This window comes from Chitinophaga niabensis (assembly GCF_900129465.1).
In the GTDB taxonomy this organism is placed as follows: Bacteria; Bacteroidota; Bacteroidia; order Chitinophagales; family Chitinophagaceae; genus Chitinophaga; species Chitinophaga niabensis.
In genome coordinates this window covers 2,224,055-2,242,888 of record NZ_FSRA01000002.1, presented here as the reverse complement: position 1 = coordinate 2,242,888, position 18,834 = coordinate 2,224,055, and the positions used below count along the sequence as shown (strand labels likewise).

Below are 18,834 nucleotides of genomic sequence, written 5' to 3'. Positions count from 1 at the left end.
TAGAATGAAGAAGATCACCCTATCACTTATAGCTTTTTCCATTGGAATGATCCCTTTGTGCGGTCAATCGAAGCGTATTGCATCGATTGACAGCTTGTTGAATAGTATGTCCTTTTCCGGCGCTGTTCTCATTGCAGATAGTTCCGGGATACTATTATCCAAAGGTTATGGTTATGCTGATATCGCAAACAAAATAAAGAATACTCCTGCTACCCGGTTTAGCATGTCATCCGCATCAAAAGTATTTACCGGAACAGCTATCACTTACCTGGCCCAGCAAGGAAAGCTGAAATTTACGGATACATTAGGGCAATACCTCAAAGGGTTTCCTTCCGGGGATAAAATAACCATTCATCAAATGCTCACGCATTCTGCGGGTTTGGATGACTTCTTTAACGCCAAAGATTTCAGTTATGATAAAGTGAAGAATTGCACAGACATGCTGCCCTTTATGAGATCATTACCATTAGTGTATCCACCCGGGGATAGCTGCATCTATTCAACAGGTGATTGTATTGTATTAGGGGCGATCATTGAAAAGATCACGGGGATAGATTTTCAGGATTATATCAGGAAAGTATTTATTGACCCGCTGGGTTTAACCAATACCAGTTTTACACCGTATTGGGCACTGGATAGCAGTCAGCGGAAATATGCTATCGGTTATCGTAAGACTGGTGAAGCTATTCCTTATAACTATGATAACGGGTCTATCCCTTTATCGGCTGGCGGAGCATGGAGTAGCGTGGAAGACCTTTATAAATTTGACAAAGCTGTATTCTCCGGTAAAGTGGTACAGGGGAAGTACCTCTCAAAAATGATGGCCAAACATACTTCTGCCTGGGAAGGTTCACATTTTGGTTATATCTGGATCATTAATGATAAAAGCATTGGGCATTCCGGGGATAGTTCGGGGTGGCATGCTATGAATAATTATTATCCCAGGCAGGGATATACCGTTATTATTCTCACGAATTCAGGAGGTATGGATCTGTATGAACTAGGGAGCAAGGTGGAGGGGATGTTATTTTAGGAATTATTTTTAGCTTTACTTATTATGTTCTGGAACAAAAAGAAACGATCTCAGGCAGGTAAATATCCTTACAGGGCCTGCAACATATACATCAGTGAAAAGCATCAGCAGATATTGTTTGTACCTTTTGGGAGAGCCGACATCGGCCTGCATATAGAACAGGAAAATGTCATTGTGGACACATGGCCCTGCAAATTCCAGGACCTGCAAACAAACATTGAAGAGGCACTTAACCGGTATCAACTATTGGTACCTTATGATAAAGACAACCTCGTTTGGCACTCTTTCGATCTCAGTAAAGCAAAAACCCGGCATTCTTTTGAAGCTGACTATATTTCTCTACATCTTTCAACAGATACAACAAAAGAATATGGAAGCCATGAAAAGGAACGGATCAGGGTAAGCGCCGAACCGAACCCGCCGGACAGCACCTATTCGTTAACGGGTTGCTCTCATTTGACTGATACGCGTATAGCACAGATCACACTGGACATATATGATGCGTGTGTAAAAATAAGAAGCTGAGTAAAAAAGAGGGCATCCCATCCGGAATGCCCTCTTTTTCATACGTTCTATTTCAAACCGTACTTGTACTTGTACCGCTCGTACAACTGCTTATGTTTATCCTCCAAACTCACTTCCCTTCCCTGGATATAAGCCTTTGTTATCACACTGGATTTCATATCTAATATATCCCCCGTACTCACCACAATATTCGCATCCTTCCCTACTTCCAATGAACCCGTTTTCTCTCCGATGCCTAATATTTTCGCAGCGTTGAGGGTGATAGCACTAAGTGCTTCCTCTTTGCTCAAACCATAAGCGCCTGCTGTACCTGCATTGAATGGCAAGTTACGTTGCTGCCAGAAACCTTCGTTGCTGATGCAGAACAGGATACCTGCTTTCTGCAATTGAGCGGCAGTTTTGTAAGGCTGGTCCACATCATCGTCCTGCATAACAGGGAGGCTGTGCGGCTGGGTGAGGATCACAGGGATGTTGTTTTGTTTGAGCACATCGGTGATCAGCCATGCATCCGTACCACCAACGATCACTACATCGAAATTAAATTCTTTGGCGATGTCTGTTGCTACCACTAACTCCTTCACCAGATCGCAGTGGATGAAGAGTTTCTGCGTGCGATCAAATAAGCCTTTTACCGCTTCATATTTCAGGTTCACCGCATCGTGTTTTTGAGCAAGAGCGTAAGCTTTTGCTTCCTGGAAGAAAGCTTTCACGCTGGCGATCTCTGCCATTGCAGCTTTGATGGCATCGCTACCGGGGCCGGCAGCAGCTGCGCCGAATGGATTACCACGCGGCATCAGGCGGGGCATGTAGAAGTGAATGCCGTTATCTGTTTTGTAAGCGGCATCTTCCCAGTTCCAGGCATCCAGTTGTACAACGGAAGAGCTTCCACTGAGCAGACCGCCTTGTGGTACTACCTGTGCCAGAAGTATGCCATTTGTGCGAAGGGTGGCGATGATCTTGGAATCTGTGTTATAAGAAACAATAGAGCGAACAGAAGGATTGATCTCTCCTACTTCTGAGAAGTCGTTTGTAGCGCGTACGCTTTCTACTTCTGTGAGGCCGAGATTACTTTCCGGGGCAATGAGGCCGGGATAGATGTGCTGGCCATTCACATCGAATACTTTTACATCGTCTGCAGGTATGGCTACATCTGCGCCGATGGCAGTGATCTTTCCATTGTTAAAACCAATAGTACCATTATTGATCACCTGGCCATTCCCTACATGGATGGTGGCGTTCTTCAGGAATACCAGGCCTTTCTGCGCGGGAGCAGGGTACACGGTTTCCTGCGCATGCAGGGAAGTGTAACTGGCGGTAAATCCAAGTATATATAAGAATAATTTTTTCATGTTGAATGCGAATTTACTGGTTACATTATTTAGCGTCTTCTGCTTCATGGTTCACATCACGCATGATATGATGTTGGTGGCCTGCCTGAAGGTCTTCGCAATGCCAGATCTCTTCACGGCTTGGTGTAGGCCTTGCCATAGGAGCACCTTTCTTTTTCTCACCCAGCATCTTACCGATCAGGCGGGTACGTTCTGCTGCTATGCGGGCACGCAGTTCGAGGTCTTTATCGCGATCGAAATACACGATACCGTCTACGATGGTCTTATCTGCTTTTGCGTAGATACTGAGGGGATGATCGCTCCAAAGTACCAGGTCTGCATCCTTGCCTGCTTTCACACTACCGATGCGGTCTGCCACATGCAATAACTGTGCAGGATTTAAGGTAACCATCTTCAATGCATCTTCTTCAGCCATAGAACCATATTTTACACTTTTCGCAGCTTCCTGGTTCAGGCGGCGGGCCATTTCGGCATCGTCCGAGTTGATGGCTACCGTGAGTCCTACGCGTTGCATGATGGTGGCATTCTGCGGGATGGCATCTACCACTTCCATTTTGTATGCCCACCAGTCTGCAAAAGTAGAAGCGCCTGCGCCCTGTGCTTTCATTTTATCTGCCACTTTGTATCCTTCGAGGATGTGGGTGAAGGTGTTTATTTTGAAGTTGAAGCGGTCTGCTACTTTCAGTAACATGTTGATCTCGCTCTGTACATAAGAGTGACAGGTGATGAAACGTTTGCTGTTGAGGATCTCTACAAGTGCATCCAGTTCCAGGTCACGGCGTTTGCCGGCACCTGCTTTCTCATAATCTTTTGCACGGGTGAATGCATCCACCAGTACCTGTTCAACTCCCATACGGGTTTGCGGGAAACGTACCCGTTGCCTGTCGCCCCAATTGGATTGCTTCACGTTTTCACCCAGGGCAAACTTGATGAAACCGCCCCAGTTCTGGAACTTCAGTTCTTCTGCGTCTGCACCCCAGCGCAATTTGATCAGCTGGCTTTGACCACCGATGGTGTTGGCAGAACCATGCAGCAGGTGAGAAGAAGTAACCCCACCACTTAACTGGCGGTAGATATTTACATCATCCGGATTGATCACATCTGCAATGCGCACTTCTGCTGTAACAGATTGGGAACCTTCATTCACACCACGGGAAATGGCGATGTGAGAGTGTTCATCCAAAATACCGGGTGTAAGATGTTTACCGGTGCCATCTATTACTTTGGCATTGCCGGCAGCGAGCCCTTTTCCGATCTGTGCGATCTTGCCGTTGCGGACGAGTACGTCTGTTCCTTCGAGCTTTCCTTCTTTTTCATTCGTCCATACGGTGGCATTACGGATCAGCAGATCTTCTGCTTTGGGCAATGTTTCATATCCGTAACCGGAGAAAGGAAAATATATTTTACCATACTGCGGCGCTTCTTTCTTTTTAGCAGTATCTGCTTTTGCAACAAAGGCTTTGGAGAAGGTGGCAGTCCAGTTACTGTATTTACCTTTATCATCTACACCGGAACCGCTCCATTTATTGTCTGTGCCGATCACACCACTGAGGCGTAATTGTTGTTTGCTGTCTTTCGTAAGCGGGATGTTCAGTTTTATGAGCTGACCATCAATATCAATTTTACCGGCGATGGTATCTTTACCCTGGTAGGATAAAGCGGGTGCAGCCTGTGTACCTTTAATTTCGATGGGATAAGTAACGCCACCGAACTGTAAGGAGTAAGTACCCCTGATATCATTCCATCCTTCTTCTTTCACTATATATTTATGCCCTTGCACCCAGTTTTGGTATAACACGGTGTTCTCCTGGAATACAGGGCCTGAAGTGATGATGAAGTTAGCCAGCTTACCGGCATCAAGACTTCCTACTTTATCGTAGGCCTTTAAAATGGTGGCGGGTGTTTTGGTTAAAGCTTCGAGGGCTTTTTGTTCTGTAAGGCCATATTCAATGGCTTTGCGCACATTGGCGATGAACGATTTTACATCCTTCAGGTCTGCTGCGGTTAAGCAGAAAGGGATATTCGCTTTTTCGAAAGCGGCCGGTTCTGTGGGCGCCAGTTCCCAATGCTTCATATCTGCGAGGGCTACAAAACGGGCATCGTTAGGATCTTCCACGTCCATAGCCTGCGGGAAATTCAGTGGCACGATGTAAGTAGCTTTTGTGGCTACTATTTCAGGAATGCGCTGATATTCATTACCTCCTGCTTTGATCACATACTGCACTCCGAATTCATCGCCGATCTTGTCTGCACGCAGGGCATTCCATTTATCGTTGGCTTCAAAGATCTGTAGGAGGGATTGATTATCATTCCAGGATTGGAGACTGAGGTTCAGCCCTTCTTTAGCGGGTTGTGTTTTATACCATTGCGCATCCAGGTATTGCTGGCGGAGCAGGGCAATCATTCCCATTAAGGAACCGGGATAATCCTGTGTGGAGGAACCTTTATCGAAAGAATAATGTGCGGATGCTTTTTCGCGGATAACAGTCTGGCTTTCTTTTTCAGCAGACAGGGTTACCAATGCGCCGGTACCACGGGCAATGCCATCTGCCTGATGGGTAAGCACTGTACCAAAACCAGCTTCGCGGAGATTTTTGGCTTTAGGTTCATCTGCGGAGAATAACTGGATGGCATTCACTTCACTTTTAATAGCCTGGTTCCAGCCCACTGCACCTTTGGTAGCAGTGAACATCTGGGGGGCTGCTCCAAAAGTACGGCCGCCTCTTTGCTGGGCGGGCATTCCATAATCGCTATAGATGTCCACAAAGGAAGGGTAGATGTATTTCCCTTTACAATCAATGACTACGGCATCTTTAGGAATGGCTACGTTTGGGCCTGCTCCTATGATCTTTCCATCGCGGATCACGAGTACGGCGTTACTGAGTGTGGTTTGTGCATCTTTAACAATGGTGGCGTGGGTAAATGCATAGCAGGCATCTTTAGGTTCAGATACGCCATTTACGGGCCAGGTTTCCTGGGCACTGGCATTAAAGCCCGCCAGTAATAACCCGATAGCGCCGCACAGGGACGACATCCGGAAGAGGCCCCGTTGGGTCTTCCTTTTTACCGGTAAGGCACCGGCAGGGAACGGATTTGATTTCATGTAAGTTTCAATTTAGAGCGTTAGATGATGGCTGATGACAGGTTTAGACAGAAAATGCCGGCATTACAGCTACAAGTGTTAAATTTAACAAATCATTGATCGCTTGCCGTACTATTTTAGTATAAATTTTACGAACGGTATAATACTTGCGGCAACCAGCTTAACCTAGTCAATATGAAAAAGAAGAATTGGCCGATCATCATGCTCCTGCTTCTCACGGTGTTTAGTGCCCGGGCACAACAAAAAACCAAATGGGATGCGACTGACAAGGCAGACAAAATGAGCGATAAACTCTATCGCGAACTGGATCTCACAAAAGAACAGAATAAAAAGATCCACGATATTAATGAAGATATCTCCCGCCGCCGGGAAGCGGCTAAAAAAGATACCAGCCTCAAAGCGCGTGACCTCATGAAACTCCGGCAAACGCTGGACGCTGAAAGGAGCAATCGTTTCAAAACAGTGCTCACGCCTGCCCAGTATAAGAAATGGAATGATTGGGAACTGAAGAAGAAAGAGCAGCTGGAGGCAAAAATGGACCGAAAACAGGATAAAAGACAAGCCCGCAAAGCAAATCGCTGATGGACCAGCAGATCCAGCAAGCCATCTCCATTTTTGAAAGTGCCGTTGCAGCTGTGCAACCGCGCCGGTTTATGCGTGCCTGTTTAACAGAGGATACCGTTCTGGGAGAAACCCTGCCAGCCAGTGGCCGCATTTATGTTCTTGGTGCAGGAAAAGCAGCGGCCTCTATGGCCAAAGAAGCAGAAGAGATCCTGGGAGACCGGATCACACAGGGTTTTGTGGTCACCCATCAGCCTACTCCTTTCCATTTAAAGAAGATCACTTCCATTATTGCAGGGCATCCGGTGCCGGACCTCAACAGCCTGATTGCCACTACCACCATGCTGGAAGTGGCCGGGGGGATCCATCCTGATGATGTTGTGATCTTCCTTCTTTCCGGTGGGGCCTCTTCCCTATTGGCAGATGTACCGCATGGTGCATCCATGGAGGAGGTGCAGCAACTGTTCAACAGCTTGCTAAAAAGCGGGGCCAATATCCAGGAAATGAATGCGGTGCGTAAACACCTGAGTGCCATCAAGGGAGGGCAGCTGGCCCAAAAGCTAAGCCCTGCAAAGGTTTACACCATCATCCTTTCAGATGTACCAGGCGATGATCCGGCTGTAATTGGCTCCGGGCCTACCATTCCAGACCCTTCTACTTTTGCGGATGCCTGGGCCGTACTGGAAAAATACCAGATCGTTTCCAGCTTACGCGATTATGTGAAACAGGGGATGGAAGGATTACTACCGGAAACGCCTAAAGTATTACCTAATTCTGTTTTTACCATTGCGGCCAGTAATTATACGGCCTTGAATGCTGCCAGTGAAAAGGCTGCTGAGATGGGATTCCATACGCAGACATTGCCAGAACTGGTTACCGGCCTGGCTTCCCGGGAGGGTGCCCGTCTTGCTCAATTAGCTATCGACTATAAAGGTCCCTTTCCGGCCTGCATACTGGCAGGGGGCGAAACTACAGTACAGGTAAAGGGTTCCGGCCGTGGAGGCCGTAACCAGGAACTGGCGCTGGCAGTAGGCATTCAGCTAAAAGATGCACCCCATATCACTTTCCTGTCTGCCGGCACAGATGGGATAGATGGCCCTACTGATGCTGCCGGAGCTATTGTGAGTGCGGATATTATGCAGCATGCCCCTGAAGATCCCCTTTCCTACTTAGCGAATAATGATGCCTGGCATTTCTTTGAATCCGCGGGAAGCCTTATCAGAACCGGCCATACGCATACGAATGTAATGGATATCATGATCATCCTCCTCCAAAAGCCTGTTAATAGCTATTAACAGGAAGTAATACTTTTTTGAAATCGATTGGATATTTCTTGCGGATTATTTGCATATCCCACATTTGATTCTATTTTTGGGTAACTAAAAAAAAGCTTTGAGTATGTTGAGAATGGAACAGACCTGGCGGTGGTTCGGTCCGAAAGACCCTGTTAGCTTGTCAGATATCCGGCAAGCGGGCGCCACAGGTATCGTTACTGCACTGCACCATGTACCTAACGGCGTTGTATGGACGAAAGAAGAGATCCTACAGAGAAAACACGAGATCGAAGCAGCGGGTCTTACCTGGTCTGTTGTAGAAAGCGTTCCCGTTCATGAAGATATTAAAACACAAACCGGCCGGTTTAAGGAATATATCAAGAACTATCAGCAGAGCCTGCGTAACCTGGCAGCCTGCGGTGTTAATATTGTTACCTATAATTTCATGCCGGTACTGGACTGGACGCGGACTGACTTAGCCTATACGGTGGAAGATGGCTCCAAAGCCCTCCGGTTCGATAAAGCGCAGTTCATGGCATTCGACCTGTTCATGCTGCAAAGGCCGGGTGCGGAAAATGATTATCCTGAAGAAGAGATCTCCCGTGCCAAAGAGCAGTTCGACAGTATGACGGATGATGAGAAGAACCTGCTGCAACGGAATATCATTGCGGGTTTACCGGGTTCTGAAGAAAGTTTTACATTGGAGCAATTCCAGCAGGCATTGGATAAATATAAAGATATTGATGCCATCAAGCTGAAACTGCATCTCTTTTATTTCCTGCAACAGATTGTACCCGTTGCGGAGGAAGTGGGAATTAAGCTGGCTATACATCCTGATGATCCTCCGTTCCCTATCCTTGGATTGCCAAGAGTGGTAAGCACAGAGCAGGATGCCCGTGAATTACTGGCTACGGCTGCATCTCCTGCTAACGGGCTGTGTTTCTGTACCGGCTCTTACGGGGTGCGGGAAGATAATGACCTGGCTGGCATGGTTGAACGCCTGGGAGATCATATTCATTTCATTCACCTGCGCGCTACTAAAAGGGATGCACAGGGGAATTTCTATGAAGCGAATCACCTGGAAGGGGATGTAGATATGTACAGTGTGGTGAAGAATATCCTGGCAGTGATGCAGAAACGGAATGTTTCTATTCCTATGCGGCCGGACCATGGGCATCAGATGTTGGATGACCTGCATAAGAAAACGAACCCTGGGTATAGTGCGATTGGGCGTTTGAGAGGATTGGCGGAGTTGAGGGGATTGGAATTGGGGATTGCCGGGGGAATGAAGTAAGGAAGTGTTTTTACCAAAAATAAAAAGTAAGCCCGGTACAGATGTACCGGGCTTCTTTTTTTTAACACACACTACAAAAACAATGAACCCTATTTCCAGAATTCATTGCCGTTCAGTTGTAACAACGCCAGGCTGGACAATGACAGCTGGTATTGATATTGTATCTTAGACAACTGCGCCTCCAACATACTCGTCTGCGCATTCTGCAGGTCCAGGTACGTGATCACACCATTTTTATAACGGCTCTGCGCTAACTGCAATGCACGTTGCGCCTGTTGCAGCAAAGATTCTGCAGTGAGCAAACGCTCCTTGCTGGCAGCGATATCTGACTGCTGTTGTACTATTTCTTTCTGTAAACTACTCTTCACATCCTGTGTATTCCACTTCGCTACTTCCACCTGCTGCGCTGCCATCTTTTCCTGTGTGCGTAATTTCTTACCATGGAAGATGGGCACACTCAGGCTCACACCAGCATTGTAATTGAACTTCGCAACGCCGATATCAGGCAGGTAACCATTTTTAAAACCGGTACCTGCATCCAGGAATAAAGAAGGTTTGTATTGTGCTTTAGCTATTTCAACACCGGTAGCAGCCACCTTTTCTCTTTCCAAGGCAGTTTTGATCGCAGGGTTGTTGCTTAACTCCTGGTCAGTGAGCGAGCCGGATACGGGCCATTCAAAACCTGCATGAATAGAGTCTTTCGGATGCTCGCCGGTTAAATATTCCAGCGTGGCCATTTGCTTTTGCAGGGAATTGACATAGTCTACCTTCTTATTCCGGTAAGATTCCAGTTTCACACGGGTATTGATCAGATCAAGATCGATCGCATCACCGTGTTTTAATTTATTCTCTACCATGTGCTCGGTTTCTTCCAGCAGTTTAATGTTGGCATCCTGCACATTAATATTGTTATAGAGATAAGCAATGTTCAGGTAAACATTGGCTACTTCGTAAGCCAGTTGATCTTTCGCTTCTGTGGTCTGTGAACCCAGCAGGTTTGCTTCTGCCTGGCTTTGTTTGATCTGGCTGCCGCTTTTACCGAAGTCCAGCAATAACTGGCGGGCTTCGATCCCTGCATTCACGTTTTCGGAAGGAACAGGCTGGAAAGTGAAATCACTTCCGGGGAGCTGTACTTTCGGCACGGGGTACACATGACTGTAACTGGCTGCACCATTCACTGTTGGAAGGCGGTTGGCCTTTGAAAGTTCTATCTGCCCTGCGGCGATACGCTGCTGGGTTTCCATCGATTTGATCTTTGCATGATGATCAAATGTTTGCTGTACCATTACTTTCAGATCGTCAGGCACTGTTTGTGCAGATGCGCTGAGTGCAGTAAAAGCGAGTATGGTGATGAATATCTTTTTCATTTTGTTTGACTAGTTTGTTTAGTGCGCATGTTCCGCCGCTTCTTTGATGGCTGCTGCGCTCAGATTACGTTTCTTTACAAAGAACATCAATGGTAACACGCATATAAAGAAGATCCCTACAATCCGGAATGTATCCAGGTAAGAAAGGATATAAGCCTGCTTTGATACAATTCCATCCAGCATACTCAAACCCACATGGTGTGCCTGTGCGGCATCCATCCCTTTGGATGCGAGTGCGTTGGTGGTTTGCTGCAAACGGGCTACTGCTTCAGGGCTATCAGGCGTGATGTAATTCAGTAACTGTGTACGGTGCTCTGCGTATTGCTTGGCCACATAAGTGTTCATGAATGCAATACCAAAAGCCCCACCCAATTGCCTTAACATATTATTGATGGCGATACCCTGCGGCATTTCCATGGGCGTTAAGCCAGATACTGCCTGCGAAGTAAGCGGAACCGTTAATGTAGCTGCTCCCAGCCCGCGTAATAAAAGCGGTACAAAGAAGAAGGCAACTCCGGCTTCAGGACTGGCGGTAGACATCCAGAAACAGAAAATGGCGAAAATGATGAAGCCTGATGAAATGAGGTATTTGGACGGTAGTCCCTTTTGCATAGCCTTACCTGCTATAGGCATCATAATAGCTGCCACAATAGCTCCGGGAAGCAATGATTCCCCTGTAAGTGTAGGCGTATAGCTCATTACCCTTTGCATCCACACAGGATATACGAACATGGAGCAATACATCCCTAACCCCATGATAAATGTGAGCAGGGTGGTAATGGCCAGCGTTCGGTTCTTCAGCACTTTGAGGTTCACCGCCGGCGCATCTGTTGTTAGCTCCCACCATATAAATCCTATGAAAGAGATGGCTGCTATCACAGTGAGTATTACAATGTGTTTGGCTGCAAACCAGTCTTCCGACTGCCCTTTCTCCAATATATATTGCAGGCTGCCTACCCAGGTGATGAGTAAAGCAATCCCGAGATAATCTATCTTGATGGCTTTCCGGTTAATATTATACTCGTGTTCCTGTTTATCAATAAATGTAAACACCAGGAATGCTGCGATAATACCTACAGGTACGTTAATGTCGAAGATGAGTGACCAGTGGAAGTTATCTACGATCACACCACCCAGTGTTGGCCCTATCGTTGGCCCGATGATCACACCCATACCAAAGATGGCGGAGGCGGTGGGCCTTTCGGATATTTCAAACGCATCGAACAGGATAGATTGGGAAGTGGATAACAATGCACCACCACCTATACCTTGTATAAACCGCCATGCAACTAATTCCCAGAGAGAACCGGAAACGCCGCACATATAAGAGGCGAACGTAAAAATAATTATGGAGGCGAGATAGTAATTCTTTCTTCCGAAATAGGAAGCAAGAAAACCCGTCATGGGGATAACGATCACGTTTGCGATCGCGTAAGCAGTGATCACCCAGGAAGCATCTTCAATAGTTGCTCCAAGGTTACCGCTGATCTGCGATAGTGCAACGTTTACGATCGTGGTATCGATCAGCTCCAGCATAGTGGCAGAAATAACTGTTGCCACTATGATCCATTTGGCAAAGCCTTGCGGTTTGGGTGCCATACTATTAGTATTTTAAAGCTACTTCTACGCTCAGGCCTGCGCGAAGCTTGTCGAGGTATTGGTCTGCGTTATCAATAGAGATCTTAACAGGAACCCTTTGCACGATCTTTACGAAGTTACCGGTAGCATTATCCGGAGGCAGTAAAGAAAACTTAGCGCCGGTGGCTCTTGAAATAGCTGCTACATGACCTTTCAGATGAAGATCGCTGAACCCGTCTATCTCAATATCTGCTTCCTGCCCAACCGTGATATGTGGTAATTGTGTTTCTTTGAAGTTCGCTACGATGTAAAAGCCATTCTCATCCACAATGGTGAAAAGGCTTTGACCAGCTTGTACAAACTGACCGGGTTCTACATTCTTTCTTCCGATCTTACCCGTGATATTAGCGGTAATATTGGTGTAGCCCAGCTTGAGTTTCATCTGATCGATCTGTGCCTTTTTACTGGCCACCAAAGCTTCTGCCTGTGTTACTTTCGCTGCTGCAACAGAAACACTGGAACGGGCCAATGTGATATTGTCCTGTGCGGCGAGGTATTGTTTTTCGTTGGTGAGGCTGGCAGATTTGGTATCGTCCAGCTGGCGGTTGGTGATGGCCTGATCGTCAAAAAGACTTTGATCTCTGCGGAGATCTGCGTTGGCTTTATCTTTCCGTACGAGGGCTACCTGTGCATTTGCGGAAGCTACACTGATTCCGGCATTGGCATTTCCTAAACTTGCCCTGGCAGATAACAGATCTGCCTGCGCCTGCTGGTAATCAGCTTCGGCCTGTTGTAATGCGATGCGGTATTCCTCATCGTCAATAGATAATAAAGTATCCTGTTGTTTTACGTTCCCGTAATCCTGTACATGCAGGCTCTTTACATAACCGGAAACCCGGGCGATCACAGGAGCGGAATGTCCTTCCACCTGTGCATTGTCTGTTGTTTCATGGTGACTGGCGTACATCCATTGGCGGATGCCGAAAATACCTGCGAGGATAAGGATGCCGATGAAAATAAGGCGCACTGCTAACTTCCCTTTCCGGGGATTGGCATTTGTTGTTTCCATTGTAGTGTGTGTTTTGTACGATTTTATTTTATGGGAACAAAGGTAAACTAAGTTGACATAATAGACAACTAATTTGTCTATTTATAAAAAGATTATCTTTGCATGACAAAAGGGAGTATTTTAGGGACAAAGCCTACAACGTATATAATAATATAACTATGACGACACCGTCTTTGGAGCAGAAATTTATGGAGGTGGTGGCCATGCGGCCGCGTTTATTGATCAAGCTATTAAGCATTGTTAAGAAAGACTTTGATTTCCAACTCATTGAGCAGTTACAACAGCGTGGTTATAAGGACTTTAAGATAGGAGACATGGTATTACTGGCGAATATATCGCCGGAGGGTACCATTAACAATGAATTGGCTAAAAAGGCCAGGATCACCAAACAGGCTATGAGTAAAGTGGTGAAGAACCTGGAATCGAATGGTTTCATATTCACCCGTAAACATGAAACCGACAACCGGGCTACTGTTATTTATTTAAGTGATAAGGGCAAACAGCTGGTGATCGATTCTTCTGCCTGTGTGCAGGAAATTCAGCGTGGCTATACGAGTATTATAGGGGAAAAGGATACAGAAATATTAAGGGATATTTTATTCAGATTGGTGGAGGGGATATTACCTCCTGCTGTAACGAAGTAATAAGATCAAAATAATCAAGGCCCCGCCAGCCCCGATCCACTTTAGATAATTCCGTTCTTCTTCCGGTCTTTCCAGGATCACTGCATGATGATGACCAATATAGGTAAGTGCTGCCCAGTAATAGGGCAGCTTTAGTTGTTGTTTGGTATCCTTATCTTCCAGCCATGCTTTCTTTGCATCATGCAGGGCCATCATAGGGCTTTCCGCAGCAGGCAGTTGTTGATAGAAATTGCCGGTTAGCCGGGCTACTGTTGCATCGTGTACATTCCATAAGCCGGCAACGATGCCTGTTGCGCCAGATGCAGAAAATTCGCGTGCCAGTGAAATGATGCCCTCTCCTTCTGCCAGCATGCCCTGCCCTGTTCTGCAGGCACTTAACATGATGAGGCCGGGCTGGAATTTGCGGGCGTATAATTCAAACAGGAAGAAAGGCCCGTCTGCCAACTGGATGGCAGGTAATTGCTGTGCGCCTTCCAAAGATGCGTGGGTACTGAGATGCAGGATACCATTCTTTCCTAATTGTTCCCTGAAAGCAGCGAGTGTGGCTTTTTCATTCTGATAATAATTTCCTTTTGCGGCATGGCTCACTGCTTCAAATTCCTGCTGTACCGCGGGCAATTCTATTCCTTCAGTAGCTTTTGAAATAAAGAAGCCCGTCATGCCATTTGTTTTTCCGCCACTTTGCTGCTGTTGCTGCAACCAGGTTTGCATGGAATAGGCCAGGCCGGTAGCAGCTTTCTTTAACAGGAAAGGCCATTTGCCCAGGTCACGGTTATAGACGCTGTCTGTTGGCAAGGCATCAAATGGCAGATATCCTAATCCACCATCGGGCACTAACAGGTACTTGTTACCTGCAATAGTATCGTTCCACAACCAGCGCCAGATCTGGTATCCCTGCTTATAATACGCTAGCGGATCGTTCTGCATGGCTTGTGGCCCGTTGTGAAAGAAACGGGTGACGAACTGATGAATGGAATCCAGTTTCTTTGCAGCATCCGGTAATCTTTTTATGGAGAGGATGCCTTGTTTTTGCAGGTCTATAATATAGAGATGATCTGTTCCTGCAAAAAAGTTCTTTACGATCAAACCCGGCGGCAGATCTTTACCCGGGAGAGAAGGAACAAAAAGCGGAGAGGGATTTACGGGTTCAAAAAAGTCCGGATATTTTCTTTTGATCTGTAATTGTATTTGAGAAAGTGCATAGGCCAGTTCTGTTCTATCGCCTCCGGCTTTACCGGTAAGTGCTTTTTCACGATCGTAATACGCAATGGCCTGTTGCAATTTTCTTTGACGGTCCAGCAAACTATCTTTTACCTGCAATTGGCTGTTCTGCATATTGAACTGCTGTTCTTCCAGCAATACCTGTGCTTTACTTTTCTCCATGATGTCCAGCATGGTAAAGGCATATTGCTGATCGCCGCTTTGTTCCCATAGCTGAAAGGCCGTGTTCATGGCCTTTTCAGCCAATGTATGGCTTTGCTTCTGATGCAGTAACCTGGTGGCACGGCTGAAGAATTCTCTTCTTAATGATCTTTCTATAGAAAAGATCAGCATATAGCCGGTTAATGCATCCTTTAATTTTCCCGATTGCACCAACGCATCTGCTTTTCCTTCCAATGCATCTGCCAGCATAAATTCTCCGTACAACTGGTTCTCATGTGGCCAGGTACCCCCTGCTAATTTTTCGGGTATGAGCAAGTGAATGGCCTTATCAAAATCGTCTGTCTTTTCTTTCAGATGCAAAGCTATACGTCCGGATTTTTCCAGGAGCCTTGCTTTTTCTCTTTTACGCGCACCGGCGTAATGGGATTCCATTACCTTCCATCCTTCTTTAAAAAACCCCTGTGCTTCTTTGTAACGATGCTGGCTAAACGCAACATCGCCGGACATCTGCAAGGCTGAGGATAACCAGTAAGGTGCATTCTCTTCTTTCAGGATACCCGGCTGCCGCAGGATCTTTACGGCCTGTGCTGCACTCATGGCAGCACTGTCAATTTTGCCAGCTTTCAAATACACATCGGCTAAGGAAGAATGCAGTAAACCTGCAATACTGCTATTGGCGGGAGCATATTGCAAACCAGCCAGTCCTGAACGGATGGCATCGGTAAACATGTCCTGCATCTGGAATACCACGGCCAGGTTGTTGTATACACCTGCTATCTGTCTTACATTTCCTTCCTTACGGGCTATTTCTAATGCTTTGGTATGAATGAATGCAGCTCTTTCATAATCTCCGAGGCGGGTGTAGTTATTACCGAGGGGTTTCAATATGTATTCGAGGATATCTGTTCCGGGGAAAGGTGCCGTGTTATAAAAGCGATAGGCTTCTTCGTAGGTTTCAATGGAAGGAAGGATGTTGCCTTCATACATGAGATAATATCCCTGGGCGGTGAGCATATCCAGCCAGGCGGCACGCTCGTCTTCATTCTTTGGTTTGCGCCATGCCCAGTTATCAATTTCGTTTAGTACGGCTATGCGTGTAAGGGGTTGTTCGTATACATAGTCCAGCATGTAGTAGATCCACTCTTCCAGGTTATCGTTCTGTTTGAATTGTGCTGTTTTTTTCTTCAGTGTTTCAGGAAAGTCCACGAAACTAAAATCGGCGGTTGCCGATATACAGCATAAGAAAGAAAGAAGAAAACAGATCCGGATCATGTTTTAAGAAGGAGAGGCCTCCTTCTTAAAGATAATTAAAATCTCCAGATGCCGTAAAAGCATAGTAGCCGGCAGGTATATCAGGCAATACTAAAAATCTCCAGATGCCGTAAAAGTACAGTAGCCAGCAGGTATATCCGGCAATACTAAAATCTCCAGATGCCGTAAAAGAACAGTGGCCAGCAGGCATATCCGGCAATACTAAAATCTCCAGATGCCGTAAAAGAACAGCCGCTGCTGGGGGTCTTTCACATATTGCAGGAGGCGTATACCCAAAGCCGGGCCCGCCCGTACTTTACCAATATTCAGATCTGCGAACACAGCACCGTCTGCTGCCGAGAAGTTTTTGGTGATGGTGCCGGCCAGGTTTTGAAAACGCTGTACCGTACCGGAGGGAGGCACAACCATTTCAGTTGCCTGCACTACTTTCTTTTCCTGTGTTTTTTCAGAAGTTACCACACTCACCATTATCCCCGCACCTACTCCTAACCAGCCTGTAATATTATATCGCAGGTGCAGCGGCACCACATCCATCGTTGTTCTGCTCACCACATCATAATTCTCTCTGCCTATCACCAGGTACTTGCCGGTGCCAATTGTTGTATCCCGCTGATCTCTTGAGAACGACCGCAGTGTTTCATTCTTCTGTTGCACATTGAAATACAACTCTGCCTGGAAGTAAGGTTTATAGGGCGCAAATGCGGAAACCGTAAAACCCAGTGTTCCGGCAGGGATGCCTAAAGGAAGTTCTCCTTTGCTCATTCCCTTACCGTAGCCTAAGATCACACCGGGTGAAAGGCCGGGTTTAAATCTTCCCCTGGAACGGTTGGTGATCACCGGTTCATTCCTGTCGAACACAATAGCCGCCTGGCTGCTGAAAGGGAGCTTCTTCAACTCTTTGCTGAAGCGTATCCTGTATTTGATGAAACCTTTCGTAGAATCCTGGTCTTCCACCCCTTCCTGTTTTACACCTTTGAGGTAGATATTATTGAAGACAAAAAAGATACTGTCTTTCCGGATAATGGTATCCAGGCAGCTCTGGCGTTCATAAGCAGAATCGCACATCACGCATTTGGGGGAATAGTCTGTAATCTCCAGGGACTGGCCATTCAGCATTCCCGGCACGGCAACACCGATCGCCACTTTGCTGGCAGGGCCTTTGCCCGTATTCTGAAACTGTACTTTATAGCTTAATTCTTTAGACTTACTTACAAAGCGGTAATTCATCCGCCGGTTCTTCAGCTGCATCCTGTTGGGATCATGTGAGGCCACGATCTGCATATCCAGGTTGTATTGTGAAATGGGGTAAGCTGGATCATCCGGTACAAACATTCCACTGATGGTGACTACGGCATTGGTGTCTTTGATCATTTCAGGGGTTGTTTCCATGGAGAGGAACAGGAATTTTTCTTCTCCAGCCTTCAGGTCTTCCACCCGCCAGATATGTTGTTCCCGGAACAGGGCTTTCTTTTCTGACAGCAAACCGGCCAGCGCTGTTTTCCTTACAGGGTCTATCCACGTGACATTGGAAGGTCCTCCGGCCAGGGGTACATACAGGTCCTCTGAAGGGGCCATGGCCATGAGGGAGTCCAATCCAAACTTACGTTCATTGTTATATTTACGTTCTTCGGACAGCACAAAGTTCTTTTGGGCAAACTGCTTTTCGTTATAGAACAATAACAGGGAACCACTCACAGCACTCGTTCCACCAGGGTGCCGGTAACCTACGATGGTTACCATTTCCTCTCCGGGTTTGGGCATCCGGTTGGTTTTCATGGCCAGCATATCTGAGGCAGCAAAGAAAGAAGATGGTGCATCTGCAGCTGCGTACATGGTCTTTTTTACTTTGATACGGCGGGGTTTGCCTTTGGGGGCCTTACCATCATCATAGTTATTCGTGGCATAGAGGCGGATCTCGTAGTCGCCGGTATCTTTATAATTGTGTACAGGTTGCGGGGCAAAGCTGAAGGTGCCGTCCCCGAATTCCCAGAAGTAAGTATAAAAGGCCTCGGGGGCTCCGGCTATCTGACGGAGGGGGCGCAAGCCGGCTTTTATGACAGTTTTATTCTCATCCTGCTCCACATCTATGGTGGCGGGAATGGTATCCGGCGCTACTCTTTGCTGGCTCATGGCGGATCCCGTAAGTATCAGCAAGAGTATGGAGGCGAATAAATATTTCGACATAAAGAGGTATTTAGGATATATATAGCTTGAGGCGCTCTTGCTCCGACAGTTTAAACCTCAGTAATATATATCATTTTAACTGTAACGGCAAAAGGCCCTCCTGTGAATTACAGGAGGCCTTTTGGGTGTATCTGGCGTTAACAGGAACGGAGCTGTTGCCAATAGATAACCCGCTGCCCTGATTTGTTACCCCCGGAT

13 protein-coding genes are annotated in these 18,834 nt (G+C 46.7%); 6 read left to right on the top strand and 7 right to left on the bottom strand.

Annotated elements, in window-relative coordinates; translation table 11 throughout:
* Window positions 1-4: 4 nt before the first annotated feature.
* On the top strand, window positions 5-1,033 hold the full coding sequence (locus tag BUR42_RS26340) for a serine hydrolase domain-containing protein (RefSeq protein ID WP_084185836.1): 1,029 nt from the start codon (window positions 5-7) through the stop codon (window positions 1,031-1,033).
* Between the two features lie 24 nt (window positions 1,034-1,057).
* Window positions 1,058-1,558 (top strand): hypothetical protein, encoded by a 501-nt coding sequence (locus BUR42_RS26335; protein WP_074242529.1) that lies wholly within the window; start codon window positions 1,058-1,060, stop codon window positions 1,556-1,558.
* 47 nt (window positions 1,559-1,605) lie between these two features.
* Here the strand turns inward: BUR42_RS26335 and BUR42_RS26330 are convergent, their stop codons facing one another.
* Window positions 1,606-2,907, bottom strand: a complete 1,302-nt coding sequence (locus tag BUR42_RS26330) for an amidohydrolase family protein (RefSeq protein WP_074243237.1) — start codon at window positions 2,905-2,907, stop codon at window positions 1,606-1,608.
* A 25-nt stretch (window positions 2,908-2,932) separates the two neighbouring features.
* Complete coding sequence (locus BUR42_RS26325; RefSeq protein ID WP_234979810.1) at window positions 2,933-6,010, bottom strand: amidohydrolase family protein; 3,078 nt, start codon at window positions 6,008-6,010, stop codon at window positions 2,933-2,935.
* A 174-nt stretch (window positions 6,011-6,184) separates the two neighbouring features.
* Between BUR42_RS26325 and BUR42_RS26320 the strand changes: the two genes are divergently transcribed.
* From BUR42_RS26320 to uxuA, 3 genes are all read left to right on the top strand, one after another.
* Window positions 6,185-6,592: a hypothetical protein gene (locus BUR42_RS26320; protein ID WP_074242528.1), complete on the top strand. Its 408-nt coding sequence runs from the start codon at window positions 6,185-6,187 to the stop codon at window positions 6,590-6,592.
* On the top strand, window positions 6,592-7,866 hold the full coding sequence (locus tag BUR42_RS26315; protein ID WP_074242527.1) for a glycerate kinase type-2 family protein: 1,275 nt from the start codon (window positions 6,592-6,594) through the stop codon (window positions 7,864-7,866). The genes BUR42_RS26320 and BUR42_RS26315 overlap by 1 nt, the downstream gene beginning before the upstream one ends.
* Before the next feature lie 103 nt (window positions 7,867-7,969).
* Entirely contained in the window at window positions 7,970-9,139 is a 1,170-nt protein-coding gene (gene uxuA, locus BUR42_RS26310; protein WP_074242526.1) for a mannonate dehydratase, read from the top strand.
* Between the two features lie 89 nt (window positions 9,140-9,228).
* Here the strand turns inward: uxuA and BUR42_RS26305 are convergent, their stop codons facing one another.
* From BUR42_RS26305 to BUR42_RS26295, 3 genes are read right to left on the bottom strand one after another with little or no spacing between them, the layout of a single operon-like run.
* The gene (locus BUR42_RS26305) at window positions 9,229-10,506 is read right to left on the bottom strand and encodes a TolC family protein (RefSeq protein ID WP_074242525.1); all 1,278 of its coding nucleotides are present in this window, start codon (window positions 10,504-10,506) and stop codon (window positions 9,229-9,231) included.
* Window positions 10,507-10,524: 18 nt separating this feature from the next.
* Window positions 10,525-12,105, bottom strand: a complete 1,581-nt coding sequence (locus tag BUR42_RS26300) for a DHA2 family efflux MFS transporter permease subunit (protein WP_074242524.1) — start codon at window positions 12,103-12,105, stop codon at window positions 10,525-10,527.
* 4 nt (window positions 12,106-12,109) lie between these two features.
* Window positions 12,110-13,153 (bottom strand): HlyD family secretion protein, encoded by a 1,044-nt coding sequence (locus BUR42_RS26295; protein WP_074242523.1) that lies wholly within the window; start codon window positions 13,151-13,153, stop codon window positions 12,110-12,112.
* A gap of 158 nt (window positions 13,154-13,311) precedes the next feature.
* On the opposite strand from BUR42_RS26295, the gene BUR42_RS26290 reads away from it, so the two are divergent.
* Entirely contained in the window at window positions 13,312-13,797 is a 486-nt protein-coding gene (locus tag BUR42_RS26290) for a MarR family winged helix-turn-helix transcriptional regulator (protein WP_074243235.1), read from the top strand.
* Here the strand turns inward: BUR42_RS26290 and BUR42_RS26285 are convergent.
* On the bottom strand, window positions 13,774-16,452 hold the full coding sequence (locus BUR42_RS26285) for a CHAT domain-containing protein (protein ID WP_074242522.1): 2,679 nt from the start codon (window positions 16,450-16,452) through the stop codon (window positions 13,774-13,776). The two genes, BUR42_RS26290 and BUR42_RS26285, sit on opposite strands and share 24 nt — an antisense overlap.
* Window positions 16,453-16,653: 201 nt before the next feature.
* Window positions 16,654-18,636 carry a PKD domain-containing protein gene (locus BUR42_RS26280; protein ID WP_074242521.1) on the bottom strand — a complete coding sequence of 661 codons (1,983 nt, stop codon included), beginning with the start codon at window positions 18,634-18,636 and terminating at the stop codon, window positions 16,654-16,656.
* Between the last annotated feature and the right edge of the window lie 198 nt (window positions 18,637-18,834).